The organism is Sphingobium sp. JS3065, assembly GCF_026427355.1.
Lineage (GTDB): Bacteria > Pseudomonadota > Alphaproteobacteria > Sphingomonadales > Sphingomonadaceae > Sphingobium.
This window is the reverse complement of sequence record NZ_CP102664.1, coordinates 1,028,942-1,039,936: the sequence shown is the minus strand read 5'-3', so window position 1 is coordinate 1,039,936 and position 10,995 is coordinate 1,028,942. Positions and strand designations below refer to the sequence as shown.

The following is a 10,995-nucleotide window of genomic DNA, read 5'->3' as shown; positions in this document are numbered from 1 at the left end:
CGAAAGCTGCCCGCCATGGCAAACCCGCGCCGCCGCCTGACCCTGCTCGCCCTTCCCCTGCTGGCTTGTCTGTCCTTCGCCTCGCCCGCGTCCGCGCAAAGCTGGGCCGAAAGCTGGTTCGACAATGTGACCTACACCAGCCCCGGCTCCTTCGAGGACCAGACCCGCGGCTATATCACCGCGGGCGGCATGTCGGGCCGGATCGATGTCCATAACGACTATCTCATGTCGGTCACGCTGCCCAAGGTCCGCGCGGGCTGCGGGGGAATCGACATGTTTTTGGGCGGCATGTCGTTCCTCGATCCCGACTATCTCGTCCAGAAGCTCGAAAGCATCCTTCAGGCTGCCCCGGCTGTCGCTTTCCAGTATCTGTTGGAAACCCTCGATGAAAAAATGGGTAACATCATCTCGAAGATGGAGGCGGCGACCAATTTCCTGAACTCGATCCAGGTCAACGATTGCCGGCTCGCCAACCGCATGGTCCAGATCGCCCGGGGCGACGACAATATGTCGGGCATCATCGAGGAGATGACCGGCTACAAGAGCGTCCGCGAGGGCTTCTCCAAGAGCTATCAGCAGAGCCGCGAGAAGATCCAGGCGAACCAGGGCAATCCGACCGAGGATTTGCGCGATGCGCTGGAAAACTGCCCGGCGGAAGTCACGGAAATCTTCAAGACGGGCTCGCTGCTAGCCCATGCCGCCGCGCGTGTCGGCGCGTCCGACTGGGCCGGCGTCATGCGCGCCCGCGTTGGCGACGTCTATATGCGCTGGGACCCGGCGGACAAGGTTCCGCTGTTCACGGCCATCCCCGCCTGCGCACGGCAGGACACCGAGAGTGTCGACGATTTCCTGACCGGCAAGGTTCAGACCCGCGCGATCGCGGTGCCGCCGACCGCCGCCGACTGCTCGACCGACGGCAGCGGTAAGGGCGCGCTGGTGCTCGCACGCGGCCGGATGGAGTCGATCGCGGTCAAGATCCGCACGCGCGCCACTCTGACGACGGAGGAACGCCAGTTCGTCGCCAATGTGCGGACCCTGCCGGTCTATCGCCTGCTCGAATGGGGCGTGCGCCAGGGGCTGGTCGAGAGCGTGATCGGCGATACCGACGAGCTGGTTGCGCTGACGCTCGCCTATCAGATGCTCAACGACCTCACGCGCAGCATAGATTTTGCCGTGTCGAATGCCGAACGCGGCGTGACCGCCGCCGGTGCGGCCGATGCAGGCAGCGCCAGGATCTGCCAGACCCGCATCCTCGCCAAGGGCATCGAGCAATTGAGCGGGCTGCGCGACGAGGTGCTGCGCCAGCGCGCGCAGATGCGCCAGTCCTACATGGCTGCGCTGAACCAGGCGAACCTCTCGGCCAACTATGCCGGGGTCGTGCGCCAGCGCGACCGTGATGCGCGCGACGCCGCCGGCGCCGCCGCCAACCGCAACCGCTGACGGAGGGCCGCGTCATGCACCGCTTAGTTCGCGCGATCTCGGTCCTGATCGCTCTCTTCTCGGCCAGTCCCGCGCTGGCGATCGATGCGAGTTTCCACACCTATGACGGCTTTGCGGAGACGGTGGACGCCTTCCGCCTCGTCTCGATGATCTTCGGGGATTCGCGTTACGAGACATTGGTGCTGATCGTCGCGGTGGTGGGCATCGCGCTCGGCGTGCTGCTCGCGAGCATCCGCGGGCAAGGCATGGGGCTGGTCGCCTTCGGGTTCCAGATGCTGATCGGGGTCGGGCTGTTCGTCGGCCTGGTCGCGACGACGGGCACGGTCCACGTCTACGACCGCGTCCGCAACGCCTATCAGCCGGTCGGCGATGTGCCGAACCTGATCGTGCTGGTCGCGGGCATGACCAACATGATGGAACGCGCGCTGGCCGAAGTGATCGACGACAACACCACCGATCCCCATGCGAAGCTGGAGTTCGGCGCGGGCGGGCACAGCTTCGATCTGTTCCTCAATGCCGCATCCCCGCGCGGGCCGATGACGGACACCTTCCTCGACGCAACGATCAAGGACTATGTCCGCCAATGCTATCCGGTCGCGCGCGTCTCGCCCGCCTATGGCGTCGACGACGATCAGCTGTTCCGCACGGCGACCGATCTTCCTGCCGCCTTTGCCGCGATGGCGGGGCCGGCGACCTTCAGCACGGTGTTCACGTCCACCGACAAGGGCGGCACGACGGTGAGCTGCAACGAGGCGTGGGAACATATCTCGACACGCCTCTCCGAACCTGCGCTGTTCGACAATTATGTCGCGCAGGTCTGCACCCGCACCGGCTACGACATCGGCAACGCGACACAGCTTCAGCGCTGCCGGTCCAACATCGGCGAACTCGGCCAGATGATGATGGATACGCCGCTCTCGCTCCAGCAGTTCCTGACCAATGTGATGCTCGGCAGCACGGTGGGCGACGTATTGTTCGAGGATAGTCCGGCGACGGCGGCGCGCGTCATGGCCAATCGCGCCGTCGTCTCGTCTGGCCTCGCCACCATGTCGACCGCGAACGAGTGGATGCCGACGATCCGGGCGACCGTGTTCGGGATCATGCTGTTCATGATGCCCGTCGCGCTGCTTTTCATCCTGACCCCGATCAACCTGCGCGTCGCCAGCTTCGCCCTCGGCCTGTTCGTCTTCGTGGCGCTCTGGGGCGTGATCGACGCCGGCATCTATCAGCTGACGCTGGGCCGCGCGACCGATGTGCTGGCCGAGATGCGCGCCAACCATGTCGCGGCGAATGCCTGGATGCTGGCGCCGTCGTCCGCGATGAAGGCGCTTGCGATCTTCGGGAGTTTCCGCACCGCGTCCGCGGGCCTCGCCGGGGCCTTCGTGTTCACGGTTTTCCGGTTCTCCGGCAATGTGTTCACCTCGTTCACATCCGGCGCGCTCGGTGTGCAGGGTCAGGGCACGGCGGCGGCCGCGCCGCTTGCCACCAGCGAAGGCTATGCCGGCGCGCTCGAGGCGCAGGCGGGGGCCGCGGGCACGATGGCGCGCCGGGGCGCGGCCTCGAACTTCGGGGACTTCGGCGAACGCTCGACCTTCGGCGCCAACCGGGCGTTCGGTGCGGCGAGCAGCGTGCTCGGCGAACATGGCGGCGGCGCCAGCGGAACGGCCGCATTCGGCATGGGCAAGCTCGATGCGGCGCGCGAACTGGGCGGGCTCTCCCCTGCCCTCACCGGCCGCAGCCTCACCGATCCCGCGACCGTGCGCGCCGTGCGCGACAATGCCGCGACCAGCGCGATCCACAATTTCGCGGAGAAGGATGCGCTCCGCAGCCTTGGCACCGGCTATTTTGGAGAGGGACAGTCCGGGGAGCGTTCGTTCGCGGCCTTCACGCAGAAGATGGTCCAGTGGAAGGCGTTCGGGGATACGCGCGCCTATGACATGATGCTGTCCGGCGCGCAGCGGCATTTCGAGAGGAGCGGCTACGACCAGCAGGATGCCGCGCTCAAAGCCTCGACGGTGATCGCGCAGGCGTCGGCCGATCCGACCTTCGCCAAGCTGATCGCTAATACCTTCGACCAGGAGCAGATGCTGAGGAACGATCTGACCGGCGCGCAGATCCAGGTCGGCGCGATGGAAGGCAGGCGCGATTTTGCTGGCGACAATGTAAGGCGGATCGAGCGCGGCAATGTCGCGACCGAGCAGGCGCATAGGACCGGCAGCAATGAGGGCCAGCGCAACGCTTCCTCCATGCTCGGCCTCTCCGTTCAGGAAACCTCCCGACGCGTCGCCTTTATCAACGCGCTATCCGGAGAGGCTCGCTCCACCGCCATTTCCCAACTGTCGCGCGCAACGGGCAGAAATGAAGCGCAGGTCATGCGGGCGCTCGAAACCTACAATGCCGCCGTGCAGGTCGGCACCGCCGACGGTGCGACCGCCGAGGCCGCGCGCGAGGGCACCAGCGTCTATGGGCGCACCCGCGAGGCAGCGGGCTTCGATTTTGCCGAACGGTCGGGCAAGCTCGACGCGCAGCGTGAGGTCGGTCACGACGGGACACGGTCCGCCGCCCGGATCGGTGAGCAGCGGCGGCAGGCCGACAACGCCGGGTTCGCGGAAGGCGCGGCCGCGGCGGGCATGTCGGTGCGACAGGCCGCACATCTCGACAGCTTCATCCGCACGCTCAGCCAGGGTGCCGGCAATCAGGTCGATATGGCCGAAGGCGGCGCGGCAGGCATCGCTGATCGCGCCCGCAACGAACGGTTGACGCGGATCATCGACAATGAGCGCTTGACCCGCATGCAGAAGTTGCTGGCCGATCATGGGGTGGACATGTCGAAGCGCGAGATCGCCATGGCGCAGAATGGCGATCTGAGCCTCAATCTTACCCCGGAGACGGCGGCGCAGATGTGGCGTGGCGGGCTCATCAACGAAAGCCAGCTCGGCGCGGTCGCCAATGGCGGGCGGGCAAGGTTCTCGTTCGCCGACAACGATCTTCTCGTCTCCAGCTCGGTCGGGTTCCAGCAATCGGCACGCAACGACACCTCCACGCGGTTCGAGGCGGGCAAGCAGGCAGGCCCTGACACCATTGAACACTTCCTCAGCAGCGGCGAACAGGGCCAGGCGATGATGCAGAACTGGCTGCGCGGCGGGTTCGAGATGGATCGGCATGGCAACTGGCGGCTTAACCCGCAGGTGGCCGATACGCTTACGCGCGACGTCCAGGCGATCATCGCGCAGACCGGATGGCAGCGCGGGCTCTCACGATCCGCGCAGGACCAGACCACGATGGGGACCACTATCGGCGCTCATGTTGGCGGCACTATCAGTGCCAATGAGTCGGAAGCGACGGGCGGTCGCGGACAACCTAGCGGCAAAGGGCAACAATCGAACCAAAGCCCGATCACCCAAAAGGGACGCTCCACATCGGGGCGTGTCGGTGGGAGTCTTGGGTTTGAGAGCCGTGACGTTGGCACCACGAGCGAGACGGCGCAGTCAGCGATTGATATCGTGAACTACGACGTCCGCAATGCAATAGCAGCGGCTGAACGGGCGGCTGCCCGCTCCGGCAGCCCGGAAGCGGCCTTCTCGCGCGAACTATCGGAACGCATTCTTGGCCCGAACGGGATGCGCAATCGCTACCTGCAGGATGCGGATTCCGGGCGAGCTACGTTCGATATCACCGGTCCGCTCACCTCAATCGAACAGAATTCCGTCCTGAAAAGTGGTCGGTTCTCGACCGATCTCGATAACAGCCCCGGCGACGGGGACAGTAGCTTCAAGAAGCGTTAAAGTCGTTTGTGAGGCCAGTGAGAGCTCAAAGGATTTCCGATCCACAATGCACCAGACCTCGGATCGAGAATATCGGAGCTGGCATGGAGATCCTCCATTGCCCGATCATGCTCCTCCCATACATCGGCGATTCTAGCTACCGTTTCATCGGACAGCGAAGTTCCGTCACCCTGCTTTGGAAACTGCGCGAGCCAATGCTGTGCATAGCCGATTCCGAGCACCATAAGCGCCATCATCGGGAAGAACAGGACGTTGAGAAAACCGGCCGCCGCGCTGTCGTAGAACGCCTCAAGCGGCGCGATCCTGGTCGATGCAGCCATGCCGATCCACCAGACCGGAATTGCCGACCACCACAGCTTCGCGTACCACGGACGCCAAAGCCAATCGGCCGGTTTCAGCCGAGGCGATGCCGGTTCGGGCGCTTGAATATGGGCGGCGTTGTTCATCGCTATATCCTCACTGGAGGACTATAGCAGAATTCTGTCGGTGTTCCATCATTTGTGAATCGGCTCGATCTGGAAACCGATTGGGAACAACGCTTCTAATCTATCGGCATTGACCCATCTTTGCGAACAGGGATCGATGTGGCGGCGTCAATTCCAGAGAGAGGGTATTGGCGCCGCCGCAATAACCGTCACCAATGTCAATGCATGACGGTCGTTCTTGCCAGTTCCGGTAAATGTCGCGGTTGGGACAGCTTTTGCGGTGTCCAACACGGACTGCGTCTCAGCCGCTTCTGCTGGGCATATGACTTACAAGGTCGGCACGAGACCGTGCATTTTCCATATCTCGAGCATCTCCATCCCCGGGCAACCCCCTTCTCGGCACCTCCGCTGATGCGAGCGGCGGCGCGACCTGTAAGGCTGGCAGTCATGATGTTTTCAAAATCTGAAGTCCGGCTAACGGCTCGGAAACCATAAAATAGCGCATGGCACCTTCGCGCAAAGAGCCAGCGCACAACAATATCCAAGTTGGGGGTTGTTGTTGATGAAAATCCCGCGATTTCTGTCATGCTCCTCTGCAACTAAGAAGGAGGTGAGAGCATGGGGAGCGGTAACGAGCCGGGCAACGACGAATTAAAAGAACAAGCGCTGGAAATGATGGAGCAGTCCTTGGCGATCCTATACGCCTTGCAGGAACCCGCTGCTGCCGATCTCCACGATGTGATTGAGAGGGTCATGGGGTCGTCGGGCAAGATGGGGGAAGAAGGCGAGGTATGGGATTCTGTTTTTACGGGACTGTCAGGAATTCCGTGTGTGGGCGGGCATAATGGGTAAGAAGGAGTCCCACTATGTCCCGACGCAAAGAGCCTGCGATCCCTAATGAGCTTCTTGACCAGCTTTTGGCTGGCGGCGCTGCCAGCGCCGCTTTCGAACAAGGCGGCTTGCTGGATTCTCTGAAGAAGGCGCTGACCGAGCGTGCCTTGAATGCGGAGATGGATCACCATCTGACCAGCGATGAAGAGGCCGGGAACACGCGCAACGGCTATGGCCGCAAGAGCGTGACCACAGATGCCGGCAAGCTGGAGATCGATGTCCCGCGCGATCGTCAGTCTAGCTTCGAGCCGCAACTGATCGCGAAGTACCAGCGCCGTTTCCCCGGCTTCGATGACAAGATCATTTCGATGTACGCGCGCGGCATGAGCACCCGGGAGATCACCGGGCATCTGCACGATCTGTATGGCATTGACGTGTCGCCGGACCTGATCAGCACCGTGACTGACGCCGTACTCGACGAAGTCGCCAGCTGGCAGCAGCGGCCGCTCGATCCGGTTTACCCGCTCGTCTTTTTCGATGCGATCCGGGTCAAGATCCGCGATGAAGGCATGGTCCGCAACAAGGCGATTCATATCGCGCTGGGGGTCCGCGCCGATGGCGCCAAGGAAGTGCTCGGTCTGTGGCTCGAGCAGAACGAAGGCGCTAAGTTCTGGCTGCGGGTCATGAACGAGCTCAAGAACCGCGGCACGGAGGATATCCTGCTTGCCGTGGTCGATGGGCTCAAGGGCTTTCCCGAGGCAATCACCGCCGTATTTCCAGAAGCCGTGGTTCAGACGTGCATCGTCCATTTGCTGCGCAATTCCATGGACTTCGTGTCCTGGAAGGACCGCAAGGGGCTGGCGACGGCGCTCAAGGAAATTTACCGCGCCCCCAGCGCCGAGGCCGCCGAACAGGCGCTCACCGCGTTCGAGACTGGTCCCTGGGGCCAGCGTTATCCCGCCATCGGTCAGAGCTGGCGGCGGGCCTGGGCCGAGGTCATTCCGTTTTTTGCGTTTCCTGATGAGGTTCGCAGGATCGTTTACACCACGAATTCCATAGAAGCCCTCAACTCGAAGCTCCGCAGAGCCGTCAGGGCCAGGGGGCACTTCCCGAGCGACGAGGCCGCCACGAAACTGCTCTATCTGATCTTGAACCGATCGGAGAAAGAGTGGAAAATGCCGCCGCGTGAGTGGACCATGGCAAAGGCCCAGTTCGCCGTAATTTTCGGTGAGCGCTTCATCAAAGCCATGGCGGCGTAATGTTCAACCGCCCGCCCACACACGGAATTCCTGACAGTCCCGTTTTTACCGATCTACCGCACCTGACCATGCGGGCCTTGTTCCTTCATCGCAATGACGGCTTTACCGTTGGCCAGATCGCACGCCGCCTCCGCATCAGCGAGGCCGACGCGGCGGAGCGCCTCGACCACGCTGTGCGCTATGTTCGCGCGCCTGCATCACCAAGAATATAGCCAGCGCTGGCGGAAAGACATTGCCCGGCCATTCCGCCAAAATCCATGTCGAACCGTAAGCCTTCAATGTACCTGCTGGTCCCAAACGCGAGCGGCTCCCTCTCCCATCACCTCCACCCTTTCCTCGCTGCTCCCGCACTTCACCTAACCACCACCCTTCCGCGCTGCTCGCCGCAAACAGGCTGACCTGCAGGCGTCGGAGGGGCGCCTGACCTATCCCGGCAGCAATTGCTTCTCCAACGCGGCAACAAGCTCCTGCCTCTTGCCAGGGTCCAACCGGTCCAGGTTACGTTGCTTCCACAAAACCGCGGGCAGTCGCCTCGCCTCATCAATGCCCGCAAGCGCCCAGTCCGGTTCACCACGCTTGAAGCCGACAAGGAATTGCCGATGAGTGTCAGGCATCCCGGCAACCATGCACGCGATGATGTCTTCACGCGCTGATTCCAGTTCCGCCAGAGTGATCGGCTGGTGAGTCATTCCGACGAAACCGCGCTCGAACTCCTCGGCGAGCGGTTTACGGGCGGGAGCGAGAACCTCGGCCATCGGGCGATTATGGCTGGCGAGGTAGACGAGAAATGCACGTCGCAAATCGTCTGTGACGCCTTCGTTCGCCAGCAAGTCGCGGACGTCGAAGAGGTCGCGAGGGTGCTGCCGGTCGAGCGCCGCCACGATTTTTCCCGCATAGAGATCGGCGAAGGACACCACCTGAATCTCAGCAAAACCAAAGGCGTCCTCGACTGCGGGAACGACACCCATAACGACGGGATCATAGACCGTCCCGCGCAACACTGGCGTGACCTCGATCTTGATCTGCACATCATCCGCACGAACGATGAGCTTGGTGACGATTTTTTCGTCAGCGGAACGCGACGCATGAATCCTGGCTCCGACCAGTCCTTCCTCGATGCGTTCCTTGATCCGCAGCATCGCCGCATCGATCGTGGCGAGCGAGGTCGCGCGGTCCTCGATCGGCAGATAGGTGAGGTCGATGTCCACCGAAAGTCGCGGCAGGTCACGCACGAACAGATTGATCGCTGTTCCGCCTTTCAGCGCGAAGATATCCTCCTTCGCGACGTGAGGCATAACACGCAGAAGAAGAGCGACCTGTCTCCGGTAGCCGTCGAGAAACGCCATACAGCTATTCTCCCGCCAGGTCGGAGGGCACGGTGATGTTGTAGCGCCGGTCGAGCTTCCCTCCTTTGACCAGGACGCGTTTGCCCGATCCGAGATCCAGGCGGGAAACATCGAGCTTCGAACGCCAGGCATGGCCATGGCGATCCGCGAAGAAGAGGAAGAGACGCTTCACTTTTACGCTCGCGCACGCCTCAAGAAGTGTCTGAAGGCGACGTGGGCTGAGGTCGCTCATTCCTTCCATCAGCATGTCGACCTGATGGAAGCTCTCATGGGGAAGCTCATCGAGCAGTTCGAGAACGGCGCGTTCCTTGCTCGAACAGCGGATCGGCAAGGTCGTGCCGGCGGTGCTGGACATCCGGGGCGCAGGCTCGGGAGGAATCTCGCCGTCGACTGGAAACAGCCGGAGGCTGTTATGCCAGCGGAACGAGACATCGAGTGGCAGGCTGTCGAGCCATGTCGGCGGCCGGCTTGGCCCATAGAGATGGACTTCGCGCACCGTTATGGAGAGATAATGAGCGTAGCCCTGCTGTTCGAGCGCTGTGCGCCCGCCAACTGTCAAAGGCAGGTCCAACAGGGATTGCAGTGAGATAACGGCCTGTTCCCAGGTGAGCGGTCCACGCGAGCGGCGATAGACGCGCCGGGTCGGGCTATCGAGCCATCCCGCGCGAACATATTGGCTCCGCAGCGATGATGAGTAACCATGGGCTTCCATCCATGCCGCGTCGACCAGCAGGCTCTCTGGGAGATCCCGTTGCAGCCGGTTTAATTTTCCTAATGTTTGCGAAGCCATGCTATGCATTTTGACAGATTGGGAAACTACTGTCGAGTTTATTAATTTCGAAATTAGCTAAGCCTTGCTTGGCATTATCAGAGCTCGGCAAACTGGATCGTGCGACCGTAGGTCAATACACTTATCCGCCCTAGGCATGGCGGTTCGCGGGCCAATTGACGGGATGCGCAACACGGCGACACCGACAGGACTGTCAAGGACTGCGCCGTTTCGCCCTGTGGCGCGGGCGGCGGGGTCCAGCCTCAATGATCCCTTGGTCGTTTCGAAGGATCTGCGCGTCGATGAGCGCCCTGGCGACAAGCTCTGAGCGCTTGTAGACGCCGTAACGCTGCTTTGCGTGGGAGACGAAATAGCGCACCGAGGTCTCGCTCAGACCGAGTATCTGGCTGATCTCCCAATCGCTCTTGCCGACGGCGACCAATGCCGTGCATTGAGCTTCGCGGCGCGTGAGCCTGGGTACGTCATGTCCGCGCGAGGCATGATGTAGTCTGAGGCCCGCCTTGAACCCGAAGGCAGCGACGATGTGGAGCGTCGTCAGTAGCGATGGCGAAGCCATGATCGGCTCCGCGCGTGCGAAAGTGCAAGACGCATGGGATTCGCTCGGTATGTGGAGCGGCACGGTGACACCGTGGACGAGACCATGCAGCCGCGCTTCTTCGAACAGGGCTGATTGTGTGCCTGTGAGATCGACATAACCGGGAATCTCGTCCCAGCTGAACGGGCGGTCCAGCAACTGGCTCACCTCATAGACTGGATCGATGACGTACGCGTGGCTCTCGGTGTAGAAACGCACGAACTCCGCCGGATAGTTGGTAATAACCAGCGCCCGTTCGACCAAGCGTGGGAGGCCGCCATGTTGGATCATCGCGACATAGGGGAAGCCCATTTTCGTGGCGGCATCAGCTAAGGCGGCGAGCAGCGCTTCCATTGAAGAAGCGACATTGAAGCGTGAGAGTGTCTCACGCAGTCTGGCATTGACATACATGGCATCCTCCTTGGGTTGTGTTGGCCGTGCACCGGCAAACGTGCCAGAAGAAGCCGTTGTGATACCTATGGGAGATAGGGGGCATTCACAGCCGTCAGCCAGCGCTATGGCTGACGCGTGAGGCTGCTAGGGCA

At 62.2% G+C, this 10,995-nt stretch carries 8 protein-coding genes; 4 read left to right on the top strand and 4 right to left on the bottom strand.

Features of this window, described 5'->3' with window-relative positions; translation table 11 throughout:
• Nucleotides 1-15 precede the first annotated feature (15 nt).
• On the top strand, nt 16-1,440 hold the full coding sequence (locus NUH86_RS05070; protein ID WP_013846837.1) for a conjugal transfer protein TraH: 1,425 nt from the start codon (nt 16-18) through the stop codon (nt 1,438-1,440).
• Between the two features lie 14 nt (nt 1,441-1,454).
• The gene (locus tag NUH86_RS05065; protein ID WP_013846838.1) at nt 1,455-5,225 is read left to right on the top strand and encodes a conjugal transfer protein TraG N-terminal domain-containing protein; all 3,771 of its coding nucleotides are present in this window, start codon (nt 1,455-1,457) and stop codon (nt 5,223-5,225) included.
• Here the strand turns inward: NUH86_RS05065 and NUH86_RS05060 are convergent.
• Nucleotides 5,222-5,671 carry a hypothetical protein gene (locus NUH86_RS05060; protein WP_013846839.1) on the bottom strand — a complete coding sequence of 150 codons (450 nt, stop codon included), beginning with the start codon at nt 5,669-5,671 and terminating at the stop codon, nt 5,222-5,224. The genes NUH86_RS05065 and NUH86_RS05060 overlap by 4 nt on opposite strands.
• 597 nt (nt 5,672-6,268) lie before the next feature.
• Between NUH86_RS05060 and NUH86_RS05055 the strand changes: the two genes are divergently transcribed.
• Both NUH86_RS05055 and NUH86_RS05050 read left to right on the top strand, forming a co-directional pair.
• Entirely contained in the window at nt 6,269-6,502 is a 234-nt protein-coding gene (locus tag NUH86_RS05055) for a hypothetical protein (protein ID WP_267251440.1), read from the top strand.
• Nucleotides 6,503-6,516: 14 nt separating this feature from the next.
• Nucleotides 6,517-7,740: an IS256 family transposase gene (locus NUH86_RS05050; RefSeq protein WP_267251439.1), complete on the top strand. Its 1,224-nt coding sequence runs from the start codon at nt 6,517-6,519 to the stop codon at nt 7,738-7,740.
• A 425-nt stretch (nt 7,741-8,165) separates the two neighbouring features.
• Here the strand turns inward: NUH86_RS05050 and NUH86_RS05045 are convergent, their stop codons facing one another.
• The 3 genes from NUH86_RS05045 to NUH86_RS05035 all read right to left on the bottom strand — a co-directional run bounded on the left by NUH86_RS05045 (nt 8,166) and on the right by NUH86_RS05035 (nt 10,861).
• A complete protein-coding gene (locus NUH86_RS05045; protein WP_013846841.1) occupies nt 8,166-9,086 on the bottom strand; it encodes a nucleotidyl transferase AbiEii/AbiGii toxin family protein in 921 nt (306 codons plus the stop codon).
• A gap of 4 nt (nt 9,087-9,090) precedes the next feature.
• Entirely contained in the window at nt 9,091-9,876 is a 786-nt protein-coding gene (locus NUH86_RS05040) for a type IV toxin-antitoxin system AbiEi family antitoxin (RefSeq protein ID WP_021690794.1), read from the bottom strand.
• Nucleotides 9,877-10,069: 193 nt separating this feature from the next.
• Nucleotides 10,070-10,861, bottom strand: a complete 792-nt coding sequence (locus NUH86_RS05035; RefSeq protein WP_013846843.1) for a helix-turn-helix transcriptional regulator — start codon at nt 10,859-10,861, stop codon at nt 10,070-10,072.
• Between the last annotated feature and the right edge of the window lie 134 nt (nt 10,862-10,995).